The sequence below is a fragment of the Nocardia callitridis genome (genome assembly GCF_039543305.1).
Taxonomy (GTDB): domain Bacteria; phylum Actinomycetota; class Actinomycetes; order Mycobacteriales; family Mycobacteriaceae; genus Nocardia; species Nocardia callitridis.
Window position 1 is genome coordinate 1,278,180 of the sequence record NZ_BAABJM010000002.1, and the last position, 16,062, is coordinate 1,294,241.

A 16,062-nucleotide genomic window follows, 5' to 3' on the forward strand; every position below is an offset into this window, starting at 1 on the left:
CATTTTCTCGTGCTGCTGTGAATCAAGGCGCGGCGAGGCCGCGCACGATGGCGTCGGTATTGGCGCGCATCATGTCGAGGTAGGTGGATGCGCCGCCGCCGGGTTCGGTGAGCGACTCGGAATACAAGGCGATCACCCGCACGTGCACACCCGCCTGTTCGGCGAGGACGCGTGCGAGCCGGTCGGGTTGCGAGGAGTCGGCGAAGACCGCGGACACGCCGGCGGTGCGGATCGTCCCGGCGAGCCCGGCCAGATCGGATGCGCTCGGCGAGGCGAGCGTGGTGCCACTCGGTATCACGGCACCGATCACCTCGAAGCCGAAACGCTGCGCCAGATAACCGAATACGTGATGATTGGTGACCAGCTTGCGGCGCTGCGGCGGCAGTGCGGCGAACTGCTCCCCCATCCATCGGTCGAGGTCGGACAGCTGTTCCAGGTAGCGCGTCGTGTTGGCGCGCACGGCGTCGACGTCGATGCCGTCGACCTGGGTGACCTGCTCGCTGATCAGCTCGACCGCGCGCCGCACGCGCGCGGGATCGGTCCAGAAGTGCGGGTCCGCGCCGCCACCGTCGTCGCTGAGGTAACGAATCGGGTCGATCCGCTCACCGACCGAAAGCGTCCGCACCCCGGACTGTTCGGCCGCCTCGACATGACGGTGCACTCCCTCTTCCAAACCGAGTCCGTTGTGCACCAACACATCCGCACGCTCGATCCGTGCCGCCGTGCGTGCGGAGATAGCGAACTGGTGCGGGTCGGCGTTCGGCGGCATCAAGACCGTCACCGCCGCGGTGTCGCCCACCACGGCGCGGGTGAGGTCGCCGAGAATATTGGTGGTGGCCACGATTTCGGGGCCGTCGTCGCTCTCGGCGGTGCAGGAGGTGGCCACCGTCAGCGTGATCAGGGCCAGGCACACGCGGATCAGGTTTCTCATCGGCCGGTCTCCACCATGTGCGCGGGCGCGATGTCCAGGTCGAATGTGCGTGCCCGACGCAGATTGTCGCGATAGTCGATTTCGTGGACGACCCGCGCACCCCCATCGTTGATGTAGGCGCGATCGGTATCGATCTGGATCACCGGCAGCGGCCCGTTGTTCGGGATCGGACCCAGCAACGGCACCTGGCCGGTCTGATCGCCGGTGGCGCTGTCGTAGGAGTGCAGGACGCCGTCGCGGGTCAGCGCGAGCAGGACGCTGCCCTCGCCCGCGGTATTCACCGCGACTGTCGGCCCGGTCTCGATCAAACGCCAGCTCCGCGTGCGAACGTCGAGTACCCAGATCCCGCGCTCACCAGCCCGTGCGACGAGGGTGGTGCTGCCGGGGCGATGCGCGAACTCGCTCGCACGCTCGGGGGCTGAAACTTGTTGTGGATAGCCGATTTTCGCCGACTCGAATCGGCCTTCGGAACCTCGGACGAGCACCGCACCGTCGGCGCAACCGACGACGAACCCGCGTCGTGTCACCGCCGATCCACTCGGTGCGCGACAGCTTTCGGGCGGTGACGAGACCACCGCTCCTTCGCGGGTGCGCACCTCGACCCTGCCGCTGTCTTTCGCGATCACGACGAGGTGCTCGGCGTACGGAACCGCGAGAGCGTCGGCGAGCACGTCGCGCTCGGTGATCCGACCCTCGTCCAGTTCGGCACGATCGAGCAGCGTGGTCCCGGACTCGGTGACCACACCGGTGACGACGGGGTCGCTGTGCACCGCACGCACACCGCCGCGTTCCAGTGCACCGACTTCCCGGATCGCCGCGCGGTAGTAGTGCACGTGATCGCCGTGGTCGACGGTCCAGGTCCCGCCGTCCACGATCCTGGTGGCGGCACCGGTCTCGGCGTAGGCGAAGCGATCGTCGCCGCGCAGACTCGTGATGCCCGACACCGGGTCGACCTCGGTGACAGCGCCGTCGATGAGGTCGACCACCCGCATCGCACCGGCGGTATCGGCGACGACGAGCCGGGTCTGTGGCGCGTCGGTTTCCTCCGCGCCTGCCACGTAACCGTGCGGCGTCTCGACCGGCGCTTCGGAATCCGCTGTGTCCGAACCGCATCCGACCAACGGCACCGCGGCGATCAGAACTCCCAGCAGCGCCACGGTATTCGCGCGCGGCGGCCGGATCCTGGTGCGGGCCCACGCCGCGAACGCGGAGGCGAAGAACAGGCCGACCGCCACCGCGACGATGGTCGCGCCCGCCGCGGTGCCCGCGTGCCACGAGACCAACAGGCCCAACACGGTCGCGACGGCACCGAAGGCCGCCGCCAGCACCATGATCACCGGAATGCGGTCGGCCCAGTAGGTCGCGGCGGCGGGTGGCGCGATGAGCAGACCGAACACCAGCAGCGTGCCCGCGACGTGGAACGAGGCGACGATCGCGACCGTCAGCAGACCGAGCAGTGCCGCCTGCGCCCAGCGCGGCCGCAAACCGAGCGTGTGTGCCTTGCGCGGTTCGAAGGCCAGCGCGACGAACGCGCGGTGGCCGAGCACGGTGATCACCATGGCGATCGCGAGCGCGGCCACGAGATAACCGAGGTCGCGGTCGCGAATGGCCAGCACATCGCCGAAGAGAAACCCGGTGACGTCGACCGCGAACGACTGCGATCGCGACACGATGATGACGCCCGCCGCCAGCATGCCGACGAACATCAGCCCGATCCCGGTGTCCGCGGTGAATCGTGAATTGCGCTGCAACGCGGTCACGCCCAGTGCCATGGCCGCGGCGCTGCATGCCGCACCCACCAGCAGGTTGCCGCCGAGCAGCGAGGCCACCGCGACTCCGGGGAGCATCCCGTGCGCCATCGCGTCACCGAGAAAAGCCATGCCGCGCACCACGACCCACGTACCGGCGAGTGCACAGACACAGGAGACCAACAACCCACCCCACAGCGCGCGTTGCACAAAAGCCACCTCGAACGGCGCAAATAGGACATTCATGACCGACACTCTATAGTGATAATGATTTTCAATTCAAGTTAGGTGTTGAGGTGCCCACGACAACAACCCCCGCGGTCCGCATCGACTCGGTCGCCGCCGGATACCACGCACGACCCGTCCTCCACTCGATCACCACCGACATCCCCGCAGGTCGGATCACCGCGGTCGTCGGACCGAACGGCTCGGGAAAGTCGACATTGCTCAGCGTGATCGCCGGTGTCCTGACCCCGATCTCGGGCACCGTCGTGCGCACCGGAACTCGCCGACCCGCCCTCGTCGTCCAGCACAGCGCCGTCTCCCCCACGCTGCCGCTCACCGTGCGCGACACCGTCGCCATGGGCCGCTGGGCCCACCGCGGCCCATGGCGACGCCTCACCCGCGCCGACCACGCCCTGGTGCACGACTGCATGGACCGCCTCGGTATCGCCGAGCTGGCACGTCGCCGACTCACCGCACTCTCTGGCGGCCAACGGCAACGCGCGCTGCTTGCCCAAGCACTCGCACAGGAGTCCGACCTGCTGCTCCTCGACGAACCCAGCACCGGGCTCGACACCGAAGCCCAACAACAGATCTCACGAATCCTGCGCGAGCTCACCACCGACGGCGTCACCGTCGTGCAGACCACCCACGACCACCAGGAGGCGCTGGAGGCCGACCATCGCCTGCACCTACGCGGCGGACACCTGAGCACCCCCGCCTAATCGGCACCGAAACCGGCGGCCGCGAGGATCTCGGCCTGGAAGTGCGGGCATTCGGTGAAATCCGCATAGCGGCAGGTGAGTACGTGCCCGATCAGGTGTTTCGAGGCTTGAATCCTGGCCAGCTGCTCATCGAGTTCCTCGAGGTGCGACCGAAGGACACCACGGCGGCTCGGGCCGTCACCGGCGTCGAGCAGGTCGCGGGTGCGCGCCAAGCCGAGACCGACCCGTTTGCTGTGCAAGATCAACGCGACCCGCGCTGCCTGTGTCGACGAGTAGCGGCGCTGTCCGCTCACCCGCGTCGCCGGTGTCAGCAGGCCGACGCTTTCCCAATGCCGCAATACATGGGGTGCGAGCCCGAAGCGGGCGGCGAGTTCGCCGATGGACCACGTCGGCTCGGGACGATCCGTCGGCTCGGGGCTTGACTTCATGTTCACATTAACTTGCAGTCTTGGCTCCGACGTCAAGCAGAGGAGCGCCGATGACCAAGCCCGAGACCGCACGATTCTGGGACGAACGCTACGCAAGCCCCTTCGCGTCCTACGGCACCGAACCCAACGACTACCTGCGCGAGGTCGCGGGAAAGATCCCCGACGGCCCGGTACTTTGCCTTGCCGAGGGCGAAGGGCGTAATGCCGTGTTCCTTGCCGGACAAGGACATCGGGTGACCGCGCTTGATCTGTCGGAAGTCGGCCTCGCGAACGCCGCGGCCCTGGCCGCGCGGCACGGGGTGTCGCTCGAGACCGTCGTCGCCGACATCACCACCTTCGACCTCGGCGAACAGCGTTGGGCGGGCATCATCGCCATCTGGGCGCATCTGCCCTCGGAGCTGCGGCCGGGGCTGCACGCGGCCTGCGTGCGCGCGCTGCGACCCGGCGGGGTTTTCGTGTTGGAGGCCTATACCCCGCGCCAGCTGGACCGACCGGGTGTCGGCGGACCGCCGATCGCCGACGCGCTGCCCACACCGGAGGAACTTCGCCGCGACCTGACGGGATTGCGGCTAGAGCAGTGCCGAGAAGTCGATCGCGAGATCGCCGAGGGCACCTTCCACCACGGTGCGAGTACGACCGTGCAGGTGCTCGGCGTGAAACCGGCGGGACCGGAGCCGATCGGCTGAACACAGTCGCTCCACCACTGGCGAGGCGACGCCGCCGTGGTGGCAGCCTACCGGAACTCCGTTGCGGCGTAGCGTGTTTCGGCCACCGTGCGCCGGCGACTCAGTCGGCGCGCAAAGTACGGGTCAGACCCTCTTGCACCACGCTCGCGACCATATTGCCCGCGCGGTCGAAGATCTTGCCCTGGGTGAGCGCGCGACCGAAACCGGCCGACGGCGAAGACTGGTCGTAGAGCAGCCAGTCGTCGGCACGGAACGGACGCAGAAACCACATCGCGTGGTCGAGCGAGGCGTTCTGGGTGTCTTCGTCGGGGTGGGTGACCTTCGAGGAGCCGAGCAACGTCATATCGCTCATGTAGGCGAGGGTGCACACGTGGAACAGCGGGTCGTCGGGCAACGCGTGCCGGTAGCGGAACCACACCTGTTGCGGGGACACCACACCCACACGCTGCGTGACGTGCTCGGGCGGCACGATCCTGATGTCCCAGTGCTCCCATTCGCGCATCATCCACAGTCGCTCGAGACTCAGCGTGGTACTGGCGTCGGGCAGGTCGTCCGGCGACTGCACCGCGGGCATCTCGTCCTGGTGCTGCGGGCCGTTGTCGCCGATGTGAAAAGACGCCGACATGGTGAATATCGCGTCGCCGTCCTGCACGCCGGTCACCCGACGGGTGCAGAACGAGCGCCCCTCGCGAATGCGTTCCACCTGGTACACGGTGGGCTCATCCGGGTGACCCGGCCGAAGGAAATATCCGTGCAGCGAGTGCACCTGGAACCGTGGCTCCACCGTGCGCACCGCCGCGACCAGGGCCTGCCCCGCAACCTGACCGCCGAAGGTCCTCGGCAGCTGGGTCTTGGTGGACGCACCACGGAAGATGTCGCGCTCGATTCGCTCGATCTCCAGCGCCTCTTCGATTGTCGCCATGACGTGAGATTATCCCGCCGCCCCCGATTCGCCCGATTCGCCCACGCCGCTTTGTTGCCCGCCCCACAGCGGGCACGCGAGGCGGATGAGTCGTTTGCTGTGATGGAGGGATGCCACGCTTCGTCCCGATCAGCCAAAACGCGATGCTCGACCTGCTCGCCGAGCGGGTGCGCGCGCTGCGGGATCACACGGTGATCGCGATCGACGGCGCCGATGCCGCGCACCCCGTCGAGCTCGCACACCGGGCGGCCGAGGTGCTGCGCCAGGACGGACGCCAGGCCGAGGTGGTCTCGGTGCACGACTACGTCCGCCCCGCCGCGTTACGGATGGAATTCGGCGTCGACGAAACGTCCTATCGCACAGCGTGGTTCGATTACGCCGCGATCCGACGCGAAGTGGTCGACGCGATGCACGACCACGGTCGCTGGCTGCCGAGATTGTGGGACGAGCGCACCGATCGCTCGGCCCGCGACACCATCCGAAGCGCCCGGCCATGCGCCGTCATCCTGGTAGCCGGGCCGATGCTGCTCGGCCGCGAGCTGGGCTTCGACCTGAGCGTGCGTTTGGACCTCAGCGAACCAGCACTGCGGCGCGCCACGCCGACCGAAGACCGGTGGACCCTGGGTGGACTGCTCGCCCACGAGGCCGAACCCACCGAATCCCCCACCCTGTTCCTGCGCTGGGATCACCCGACCCGCCCGGCGCTGCGGCAATCGTGACCGGCCGGGCGGGGCCGAACGCGCACTCACGCGCAGGCGGGTGACTCCTGGTTCAGATTCGTCAACGCCGTGCAGGCCCATTCCTTCTGCACCTTCCATTCGCCGTTGTCGGCGACGAACGGGACATCCACCGGGTTCTGCTGGCCGTTGACGGTGAGTGTGCCCTGGGCACTGAGGCTTTCCCCGAACGCGGTAACACCGGTGACCTGCGCGACCGCACCGGCCTCCCGATAGGCGTTGGCCAACCGGTTGGGCAATTCGGGGTCGGCTTCGATGCCCTGGACGAGGTTCAGCTTCTCCTCGTTGGGCACGGCCGGGTCCAACGCACGCTGCAACAGGCCGTTCAGCTCTTCCGCGGACGGCTTCGGCGGAACATTCGCCTCCTCGGCGGCGCTGGTGCTCGCCGCCGAGGAGGTCGAAGGGGAAGCGGTCTTCTCGGAGTCGTCGCTGCCACACGCCGTCAGGCTCAGCGCGGCGGCTACGGCGACACCGATCAGGGCGATATGTCCGGTCCTACGATGCGTCAACTGGCTCATCCTTTGCGTTCGCTTGCCGAATTCGACTGACAAGACGGACGCTACCCAGGCCGATTGTGGAAACCATGAGGCCACGGTCTGGCCATCGTGAGAAAGGCGGGTTACCAGCCGCGCTCGGCCAGTCGATGATCCACCGGGAGCTGCTCGACATTGATGCCGACCATCGCCTCACCCAGGCCGCGCGAGACCTTCGCCAGCACGTCGGGGTCGTCGTGGAAGGTGGTCGCCTTCACGATCGCGGCGGCGCGCTGCTCCGGGTTGCCCGACTTGAAGATGCCCGAGCCCACGAAGACACCTTCGGCGCCCAGTTGCATCATCATCGCGGCGTCGGCCGGGGTGGCGATGCCACCCGCGGTGAACAGCACCACCGGCAGCTTGCCGGTCTCGGCGATCTCCCGGACCAGCTCGTAAGGGGCCTGCAACTCCTTGGCCGCGACGAACAGCTCGTCCGCCGGCAGCGAGGAGAGCTTGCGAATCTCCTGGCGAATCTTGCGCATGTGCGTGGTGGCATTCGACACGTCGCCGGTACCGGCCTCACCCTTGGACCGAATCATGGCCGCGCCCTCGGTGATTCGACGCAGCGCCTCACCCAGGTTGGTCGCGCCACAGACGAACGGCACGGTGTAGTTCCACTTGTCGATGTGGTTGGCGTAGTCGGCGGGGGTCAGCACCTCGGACTCGTCGATGTAGTCCACGCCGAGGCTCTGCAAGATCTGCGCCTCGACGAAATGGCCGATCCTGGCCTTGGCCATCACGGGAATGGAAACCGCCTCGATGATCCCGTCGATCATGTCGGGATCGCTCATCCTGGAGACGCCGCCCTGGGCACGAATATCGGCGGGTACCCGCTCCAACGCCATCACCGCGACCGCGCCGGCGTCCTCGGCGATCTTGGCCTGGTCGGCGGTGACCACGTCCATGATCACCCCGCCCTTCAGCATTTCGGCCATGCCACGCTTCACACGGGCGGTACCGACGGTCTGGGTCGTCTCGGGGGTGGTCACGGCTATCTCCTGAGTCATGTGCGCCAATCGGGGTCACGTCCGTACTGAACGCCCCGATTCTAGGCGTCGCGCCCAGACCCCTTGATAGCCAGTTCGGGCGCACTGGTCTGGTGTGAATCGGGCCAGTGCGTCCGGCACCCCGGGGTCACAATGGTGCGACGACCAGCAGTTTCGCCCAATACTCCGCAGCGGCGGGGCCCACATAGGGCAACAGGAAATCGAACAACAGATACGACATGAATCACTACCTCCACGCACCGAACCACGCGCCCGATATCCGAGCACGTCTCGCACTGGCTACCCCGGATACGCCGGTCCAGTCACCCGGAGCACCCGAAAGTGAACCAGATCACACTACAGCGGTCCGGTCAGCGAATGGAACGCACTTTCGGCTGGGGATGTCCGGATGTGGCCGACGCCGCGAGAAGCGGGCGCCGAGATCGTTCGGAGAGACCGCCTCGTCAACCCGCAGCGCCCGGCGGCACCGCCCATTCCACCGACTGACCGGTGATCTCGGCGATTCGGTCGAAGTCGTGGTCGTAGTGGAGCACGGTAAGGCCATGGTGCTCGGCGACAGCGGCAATGATCAAGTCGGGAATCTTGACACTGCGATGCAAGCTACGTCCGCAGAGTTGTTCCTGTACCTGCCACGCTCGTTCCCACGCCTTATCCGGGGTGGGGAGGTATTGCAGTGCGTATCGACGAGCATCCCCCAGGGCCTGGTGATGGTCAGCGGATCTCGCCGACACACCGGCTTCGAGGTCCGCTATCCCACAGGTGGCCAGTAGGCCGCGTTCCATGAGCGGCCCCACCCGTGCATCCACTACATCGATATGCATCCGGAATCCGGCGGACTTATCCAGCAGATATCGCGCGGTCACGACGTCTGCGCCCGCTCGCCGCCCTCCCACATCGCGTTAACCTTCGCTTCGTGCGCTAGGCCGTCCGAGTCACCGACCATCATCGCGCGCAGGTTCCGTGCCGCGCTCTGCCGCAGCGCCACCCGCAGGGCGGCGTGAACGGTGTCCTTCTTCGTCGCGGTCCCCAGTTCCTGCGCTGCCTTCGACAACAAGTCGTCATCGAGGTCGATCATCGTTCGCGTCACACGGCAAGCATACCCCATGGGTGCACAGGTCTTATGCCTCGAGAAGGCATAAGGTGGATGCACAGATGCCCGCGAACCCGCACGACAGAAATTCGTCAGAGCGCGGTCCGGTCAGCGAATGGAACGCACTTCCGGCTGGGTATTTCCGGATGCGGCCGACGCGGCCTCAGGGAGCAGGGTGTCGAGATCGTTCGGGTAGACCGCCTCATCGCGTGCCTGCAAGGCCACGATGTCTTCGGCGGTACACCACTTGTGCGCGCTGATGGTGTCGCGCTCCAGGGTGGTGAAGTTCGTCGTCTGTGGCTCGAAGCCGGGCGCGCGCAAGGCGAAGAACAGTTCCTCGGCGCGGATCAGCTGACCGTTGAACGGGAAGACCGCGATCCGACGCCAGATCGGCCCCTGCAAGGTCGTCGGGTCCGCGCGATAGCCCGTCTCCTCGAACAGTTCCCGCGCCGCGGCGGTACGCAGGGACTCTCCCGGTTCCACCCCGCCGCCGACGGTGAACCAGAACGCCACGTCGGGGGTGCTGCGATCGCTGCCGCGCAGCAGGAGCACCCGGTCGTACTCGTCGAGCAACACGATGCGCGCGCTGGTGCGCAGGGTGTCGACGGGCAGGCCGGTCGCCGCGGCGGGGGTAGCGCGCTCGGTGATCTCGAAATACGTGGGCAGCGGCGCGGTGCCGCCGAGGTGCAGCAGCCGTACCGGACGACGCGTGCGCAGGGCCAAGGTGTCGCGCACGGCATCGTTGTGGAAGCGGCGCGCGATCAGGACGCGCGCTTCGGCGTCGGCCAGTTCGGCCACCAACTGCGGACGCAGATGCGCGATGTCGATACCCGACAGCGCCGAGGACAACCGGTTCTCCACCGTTTCCTTGTCCCGCCGGTCCACCCGCTCGGCCTGGTCGGCCAACGCCGACAACCGCGCGGCACGATCGGTACTGTCCTGGTCCGACGCGGGACCCGCGATCGAGATCGCCACGGCCCGAGCCACCACCGCGCGCCGCGCGAGCGCCGACTCCAACGCCTGCCACGACTGATCCGACCGTACGTGCAACCGGTCGAGCCGATTGGCCGTGGAGTAGGCCCACAAGCCGATCGCGACGATCACCGCGGCGATCAGCGCGAGAACGAGAACCGTGGTCGCGGAGAAGGTGATCATCCTGCGGCCCGCACGCGCACATCACCGACGGTCACGGTCTCGTAGACCCGCAGAATCTGTTCGGCCACCACCGGCCAATCGTATTCGCCGACCACCTGGGTCGCGGTGCGCACCAGGCTCTCCCGCGCCGCGTCGTCGGTGAGCAGAGTATCCAAGGCGCGCGCCAGCGCCGCCGAATCACCAATGGGGACAAGAACTCCCGCCGCACCATCGCGCAACACCCGACGGAAAGCGTCCAGTTCGCTCGCGACAACGGCGGTCTGCGCGGCCATCGCCTCGATCAGGATGATGCCGAAGCTCTCGCCACCCAGATTCGGGGCCACGTAGACATCCGCGCTGCGCATCGCCGACGCTTTCTCGTCATCGGTGACCTGTCCGAGGAAACGCAGATGTGCGGCGTTCGCCCCGGCCTCCTTGCGCAGCCGCTCCTCGTCACCGCGTCCGACGATCAAGATCTCCAAGCCGGGGTGGCGCCGGACCAGCTCGGGCAGCGCGCCGAGCAGCACCGCCATCCCTTTGCGCGGCTCGTCGTAGCGGCCGAGAAACAGCACCGTCGGCCCTTCGCGCGGGTACCCGGGCAGCATCGGCGCCCGCGCGAAGGCGGGCACGTTCACGCCGTTGGGGATCTCCACCGCGTCCGAGCCCAGCGCCTCCACCTGCCACCGCCTGGCCAGCTCCGACACGGCGATCCGGCCGCTGATCTTCTCGTGATAAGGCCGGAGTACGCCCTGAAAGGTGCTGAGTATCAACGATTTCGTGGTCGAGGTGTGGAAGGTCGCGACGATCGGGCCCTCCACGACCTTCAACGCGAGCATCGACAGGCTCGGCGCGTTGGGTTCGTGAATGTGCAGCACGTCGAAGTCGTTGGCCTCGACCCAGCGGCGAATCCTGGTGAAGGTCATCGGCCCGAACGACAGCCGCGCGACCGACCCGTTGTACGGAATGGCGACGGCGCGCCCCGCGGAGACCACGAAGTCCGGCAGCGGGGTGTCGTCGGAGGCGGGCGCGAGCACGCTCACCCGGTGGCCACGCTCGATGAAAACCCGCGCCAACTCGACCACATGCGCCTGCACCCCACCCGGCACATCGAACGAGTACGGGCAGATCATGCCGATCTTCATGAAGGGCCCTCGGTCGAGTCACCGGACGCATCGGACCGCGCGGTGGTCGGACGCTCGACCGCCGAGTCTGTGTTCGCCGACTCCCCAGCCACCGGACGCTCCCGCGCCAGGTGTTCGGTCACCGTAGCTTCGGTCGCCGAAGACGATCCACACTCGGACGCCGGCTCTCCGGCCATAGGAAGCTCCTCTCCCTGGGGCTCAGTCACCACATCGTCGGTCGCCGAAGGGCGCGGTACGGTCCGCTCGGTCGGTGAATCCTCGGTCGCCGTCGGGTCCGTTGTCGAACCCGTGATCGCGGCCGCCCCCGAGATCGCCGCTTCGGTAGCGGAACGCGGCGCGCCCGCTGCCTCGGTCAACGGTCCTCGCGCGGCGGCGATTCTGGCCAACCGCGCCTCGGACAGGTCCTGCTCCCACAGGGGCTGCAACATATGCCAATCCGCGGGATGTGCGGCGATATTCGCCGAGAAGCGATCGGCGACCGCCTGCGCCGCGGCGCTCACCCCCGCGGAAATATCCACCGGTGCTTCCACTTTCATGCCCCACCCCTCGCGACCGTCGGCCTCGGTGAACCACACGTGCACGGGAAGCAACCGCGCTCCGGTCTCCTCGGCCAGTTTCGCCGCCCCCGCTGGTAGCCACGTACGCGCACCACACAACGTCACAGGAACACCGCGCCCGGTGAGGTCGCGCTCGCCCATCAGGCACACCACCTTGTTCTCCCGCAGCCGCGTCGCCAGCAAGCCGAACGGCGGCTGCTCACCGCCGGTCAGCGGAAAAACCTCGAAACCGAGGCTTTCCCGATAGGCGACGAACCGCTCGAACAACGACTCCGGTTTCAGCCGCTCCGCGACTGTCGCGAACGTTCCGTGGTTCTGCACCAACCACACCCCGGCCACGTCCCAGTTCCCCGAATGCGGCAGCACCAGCACCACACCGCGTCCCTCGGCCAGACCCGCCGCCAAGTGCTCGGTGCCCGCCACGGTGAGTTCGCCGATGTCCGCGTGGTTCATCGAAGGCAGCCGGAACGCCTCACGCCAATACCGCGCGTAGGACCGCATGCTCGCCGCGATCAGTTCGTCGGGCACCGCGGCGGGTGTAGTACCCGACACCTGAGCAAGGTTGCGCCGCAACTGGTTCGGCGCACCGCCCTGGCGAAATGCGCGATTGGCACGGCGGGCGACCCGATCGGCACCCCAGTCGAACGCGCGCCGCGCCGTCGACTCCGGCAGTGCGCGCACCAGCCGCCAGCCCGCCGCGTAGGCCAAGTCGGTCGCACCTGACCTAACGCGCTCTGCCATCGAGGGCGCGGGGTCGCCGTCCGATCCGGTCACGAAGACGGCCCCTGGTCGGACCCGTTGGGCGTCGGCGCGGCGGGCGCGATGATCTGGCGCGCGCCGGGCGAATTACGCACCGCGAGCACCCGCTGGAACACCGTCACCACGCTGAGCACGGCGAGCACCCACATCGCGACGTGCACCGCCCAGGTCAACCATTCCAGATTCCAGTAACCACCGATTCCGGTGAAGCCCGCGCCGACCAGCACGATGATCAATCGATCGGGCCGTTCGATGATCCCACCGTCGGCCGAAAGGCCGCTGGCCTCGGCCCGTGCCTTCGCATACGAAATCACCTGCGAGGTCACCAACACGATCAGGGTCGCCACGAACAACGGCTTGTGGTTCTCGTGGAACACCGCCCACCAGGCCAGACCGGCGAAGATCGCACCGTCGGCGACCCGATCACAGGTGGCGTCGAGCACCGCACCGTATTTGGTGCCGCCGCCGCGCGCACGTGCCATCGCGCCGTCGAGCATGTCGAACATGACGAACAGCCAGATCACCATCGTTCCCCAGAACAGGTGACCCGAGGGGAACAGGGTGACCGCGGCGATCACCGACGCCGCGGTGCCGATCAAGGTCATCGCGTCAGGGGTGAGTCCCGTGCTGACCAGAGCTCTGCCCAGCGGCGCGGTGGCCTTGGCGAACGTCGCGCGGCCGAAGAAACTCAACACTGCTTGTCGACCTCGGCCCACGCGCCGGCCAGCAATGCCCTGGTGTCGCGCAACAGTTGCGGCATCACCTTCACGCCACCGACGACGGTGATGAAGTTCGCGTCCCCACCCCAGCGGGGCACGATGTGCTGGTGGAGGTGGTCGGCGAGCGAACCGCCCGCCACCGCACCGAGATTCAGGCCGACATTGAAGCCGTGTGGCCGCGACACCTGCTTCATCACCCGGATCGCCTGCTGGGTGAACGCCATCAGTTCGGCGCTTTCTGCGGCGGTGAGGTCTTCGAGGTTGGCAACCTTGCGGTAGGGCACCACCATCATGTGACCGGGGTTGTACGGGTACAGGTTGAGGACCGCGTACACGACCGCACCGCGCGCGATGACCAGGCCGTCTTCGTCCGACATCAACGGAATGTCAGTGAACGGGTGGCCGGTGGACTTCTCGTCGGTGGCCTTCGCTTCGGCGCTGGCCGCCTCCGCGATGTAGGACATCCGGTGTGGTGTCCACAACCGTTGTAATCGGTCGGGGTCCCCCGCGCCGGTGTCGACGATGCCGTCCGGCTCCGTCGACCCGGCGTTCGGATTGCCGCTCATTACGCCTCCTCGGCCGATCGGATCACGAACCCCTCCGCGGTGGGCGAGTCGTTCTCCCGGTTCGCGATCCACGCCACGACGGTGGCTACCGCTTCGGCCACGGGCACCCCGTTGACCTGGGTGCCGTCGCGGAAACGGAAACTCACCGCTCCCGCGTTCACGTCACGCTCACCCGCGAGCAGCATGAACGGCACCTTTTGCGCGTTGTTGTTGAAGATCTTCTTCTGCATCCGGTCGTCACTGCGGTCGACCTGGGCGCGGACACCGTGCTCGCGCAGTTGCTCGATCACCAGATCCAGGTGCGGCGCAAAGGCTTCCGCGACCGGAATACCCACCACCTGCACCGGCGAAAGCCAGGCGGGGAAGGCGCCCGCGTAGTGCTCGGTGAGCAGGCCGAAGAACCGCTCGATCGAGCCGAACAGCGCCCGGTGGATCATCACCGGCTGTTGCTTGCTGCCGTCGGAGGCGGTGTATTCCAGGTTGAACCGCTCGGGCAGGTTGAAGTCCAACTGGATGGTCGACATCTGCCAGGTGCGCCCGAGCGCGTCTTTGGCCTGGACAGAGATCTTCGGGCCGTAGAACGCGGCGCCGCCGGGATCGGGCACCAACTCCAGACCCGAGGCCGACGCCACCTTGGACAGGGTCTCGGTGGCCTCTTCCCAGATCTCGTCGGAGCCGACGAACTTCACCGGGTCCTTGGTGGAGAGCTCGAGGTAGAAATCGTCGAGTCCGTAGTCCTTCAGCAACGACAACACGAATTCGAGGGTGCTGGTGAGTTCCGCGTGCATCTGCTCTTTGGTGCAGTAGATGTGCGCGTCGTCCTGGGTCATGCCGCGCACCCTGGTCAACCCGTGGATCACGCCGGACTTCTCGTAGCGGTACACCGAGCCGAATTCGAAGAGCCGCAAGGGTAATTCGCGGTAGGACCGGCCGCGCGAGCGGAAGATCAGGTTGTGCATCGGGCAGTTCATCGGCTTGACGTAGTAGTCCTGGCCCGGCTTGCGAACGGTGCCGTCCTCGTTGTACTCGGCATCCAGTTGCATGGGAGGGAACATGCCGTCGCGGTACCAGTCCAGGTGGCCGGAGACCTCGTACAGATTGCTCTTGGTGAGGTGCGGGGTGTTCACGAACTCGTAGCCCGCGTTCACGTGCTGCTGGCGCGAGTACTCCTCCATCTCCTTGCGGATGATGCCGCCCTTGGGATGGAACACCGGCAGACCCGACCCCAGCTCCTCGGGGAAGCTGAACAGGTCCAGTTCCAGGCCGAGCTTGCGGTGATCACGACGCTCGGCCTCGGCCAGCAGGTGCAGGTACTCGTCGAGCGCCTCCTGCGATTCCCACGCGGTGCCGTAGACGCGTTGCAGATCTTCGCGATTCTGGTCGCCGCGCCAGTAGGCCGCCGAACTGCGGGTGAGCTTGAACGCCGGGATGAACTTGGTGGTCGGGATGTGTGGACCACGGCACAGGTCGCCCCAGACGCGCTCGCCGCTGCGCGGGTCGAGGTTGTCGTAGATGGTCAGCTCTTTGCCGCCGACCTCCATCACCTCGGGGTCGTCGATGCCGGACTTGTCGCCGATCAGCTCCAGCTTGAAGGGCTCACCGGCCAGTTCCACCCTCGCCTCGTCGACCGCGACGACGCGCCGCGAAAACCGTTGCGCGCCTTTGACGATCTTCTTCATCCTGGATTCCAGCTTGGTCAGATCCTCCGGGGTGAACGGGCGATCGACCTGGAAGTCGTAGTAGAAGCCGTCCTTGATCGGCGGTCCGATGCCTAGCTTGGCGTCGGGGAATTCCTGCTGCACGGCCTGCGCGAGCACGTGTGCCGCGGAATGCCTGATGACGCTGCGGCCTTCCTCGGTGTTCGCGGGGACGGCGGTGACCTCGACGTCGGTGTCCGGCACCCATGACAGATCCTCGAGACCTTCGTCGGTGCGCACGACAACAATGGTCTCCGGGCCCTTGGTCGGCAGGCCCGCCTCGCGCACCGCGGCACCCGCCGTCGTCCCGGCCTGCACCCGGACGAGGGCAACAGGGCTGAGCGGGGCTGAGGTGGTCACGGGTGTGCACTCCTTGGCGGTAGGCATGGGGCGGGATCGTTCCCACCCGAGCATGGCCGGTCACGGTGTCGCGCCCGGCGCGACCATGCTATCGGGACG

Annotated in this window: 16 protein-coding genes and 1 pseudogene; 3 read left to right on the forward strand and 14 right to left on the reverse strand. The window is 67.1% G+C overall.

Annotation, left to right across the window (positions count from 1 at the left end):
- Positions 1-22: 22 nt before the first annotated feature.
- A complete protein-coding gene (gene aztC, locus ABEA50_RS14540) occupies positions 23-931 on the reverse strand; it encodes a zinc ABC transporter substrate-binding protein AztC (protein WP_345495875.1) in 909 nt (302 codons plus the stop codon).
- Positions 928-2,925 carry a zinc ABC transporter permease AztB gene (aztB, locus tag ABEA50_RS14545; protein WP_345495876.1) on the reverse strand — a complete coding sequence of 666 codons (1,998 nt, stop codon included), beginning with the start codon at positions 2,923-2,925 and terminating at the stop codon, positions 928-930. The genes aztC and aztB overlap by 4 nt, the downstream gene beginning before the upstream one ends.
- A gap of 50 nt (positions 2,926-2,975) precedes the next feature.
- On the opposite strand from aztB, the gene aztA reads away from it, so the two are divergent.
- On the forward strand, positions 2,976-3,626 hold the full coding sequence (gene aztA / locus ABEA50_RS14550; protein WP_345495877.1) for a zinc ABC transporter ATP-binding protein AztA: 651 nt from the start codon (positions 2,976-2,978) through the stop codon (positions 3,624-3,626).
- Here aztA and ABEA50_RS14555 read toward each other — a convergent pair.
- Positions 3,623-4,054: a helix-turn-helix domain-containing protein gene (locus tag ABEA50_RS14555; protein ID WP_345495878.1), complete on the reverse strand. Its 432-nt coding sequence runs from the start codon at positions 4,052-4,054 to the stop codon at positions 3,623-3,625. The genes aztA and ABEA50_RS14555 overlap by 4 nt on opposite strands.
- A gap of 50 nt (positions 4,055-4,104) precedes the next feature.
- Between ABEA50_RS14555 and ABEA50_RS14560 the strand changes: the two genes are divergently transcribed.
- Positions 4,105-4,740: a class I SAM-dependent methyltransferase gene (locus ABEA50_RS14560; RefSeq protein ID WP_345495879.1), complete on the forward strand. Its 636-nt coding sequence runs from the start codon at positions 4,105-4,107 to the stop codon at positions 4,738-4,740.
- 100 nt (positions 4,741-4,840) lie between these two features.
- On the opposite strand, the gene ABEA50_RS14565 is transcribed toward ABEA50_RS14560, so the two are convergent.
- A complete protein-coding gene (locus ABEA50_RS14565; protein WP_345495880.1) occupies positions 4,841-5,662 on the reverse strand; it encodes an acyl-CoA thioesterase in 822 nt (273 codons plus the stop codon).
- 110 nt (positions 5,663-5,772) lie between these two features.
- Here ABEA50_RS14565 and ABEA50_RS14570 point away from each other — a divergent pair, with 110 nt between their 5' ends.
- Positions 5,773-6,381, forward strand: coding sequence for a nucleoside/nucleotide kinase family protein (locus ABEA50_RS14570; protein ID WP_345495881.1), 609 nt, complete (start codon positions 5,773-5,775; stop codon positions 6,379-6,381).
- Positions 6,382-6,407: 26 nt separating this feature from the next.
- Here the strand turns inward: ABEA50_RS14570 and ABEA50_RS14575 are convergent, their stop codons facing one another.
- The 10 genes and pseudogenes from ABEA50_RS14575 to thrS all read right to left on the reverse strand — a co-directional run bounded on the left by ABEA50_RS14575 (position 6,408) and on the right by thrS (position 15,990).
- On the reverse strand, positions 6,408-6,917 hold the full coding sequence (locus tag ABEA50_RS14575) for a hypothetical protein (RefSeq protein WP_345495883.1): 510 nt from the start codon (positions 6,915-6,917) through the stop codon (positions 6,408-6,410).
- Between the two features lie 101 nt (positions 6,918-7,018).
- The gene (pdxS, locus tag ABEA50_RS14580; protein ID WP_345495885.1) at positions 7,019-7,921 is read right to left on the reverse strand and encodes a pyridoxal 5'-phosphate synthase lyase subunit PdxS; all 903 of its coding nucleotides are present in this window, start codon (positions 7,919-7,921) and stop codon (positions 7,019-7,021) included.
- Between the two features lie 461 nt (positions 7,922-8,382).
- Entirely contained in the window at positions 8,383-8,802 is a 420-nt protein-coding gene (locus ABEA50_RS14585; protein WP_345495886.1) for a PIN domain nuclease, read from the reverse strand.
- Positions 8,799-9,014, reverse strand: coding sequence for a type II toxin-antitoxin system VapB family antitoxin (locus tag ABEA50_RS14590; protein ID WP_345496567.1), 216 nt, complete (start codon positions 9,012-9,014; stop codon positions 8,799-8,801). Before ABEA50_RS14590 ends, ABEA50_RS14585 begins: the two co-directional genes overlap by 4 nt.
- A 123-nt stretch (positions 9,015-9,137) precedes the next feature.
- Positions 9,138-10,181 carry an NUDIX hydrolase gene (locus ABEA50_RS14595; protein WP_345496568.1) on the reverse strand — a complete coding sequence of 348 codons (1,044 nt, stop codon included), beginning with the start codon at positions 10,179-10,181 and terminating at the stop codon, positions 9,138-9,140.
- Positions 10,181-11,305 (reverse strand): glycosyltransferase family 4 protein, encoded by a 1,125-nt coding sequence (locus tag ABEA50_RS14600; RefSeq protein ID WP_345495887.1) that lies wholly within the window; start codon positions 11,303-11,305, stop codon positions 10,181-10,183. The genes ABEA50_RS14595 and ABEA50_RS14600 overlap by 1 nt, the downstream gene beginning before the upstream one ends.
- A 365-nt stretch (positions 11,306-11,670) precedes the next feature.
- Positions 11,671-12,603, reverse strand: a pseudogene (locus ABEA50_RS14605) (phosphatidylinositol mannoside acyltransferase); the annotation flags it as partial.
- Between the two features lie 29 nt (positions 12,604-12,632).
- On the reverse strand, positions 12,633-13,316 hold the full coding sequence (gene pgsA, locus ABEA50_RS14610) for a phosphatidylinositol phosphate synthase (protein ID WP_345495888.1): 684 nt from the start codon (positions 13,314-13,316) through the stop codon (positions 12,633-12,635).
- Positions 13,310-13,906, reverse strand: coding sequence for an ATP adenylyltransferase (locus ABEA50_RS14615; protein WP_345495889.1), 597 nt, complete (start codon positions 13,904-13,906; stop codon positions 13,310-13,312). The genes pgsA and ABEA50_RS14615 overlap by 7 nt, the downstream gene beginning before the upstream one ends.
- Positions 13,906-15,990, reverse strand: coding sequence for a threonine--tRNA ligase (gene thrS, locus ABEA50_RS14620; RefSeq protein WP_425577612.1), 2,085 nt, complete (start codon positions 15,988-15,990; stop codon positions 13,906-13,908). Before thrS ends, ABEA50_RS14615 begins: the two co-directional genes overlap by 1 nt.
- Positions 15,991-16,062 lie beyond the last annotated feature (72 nt).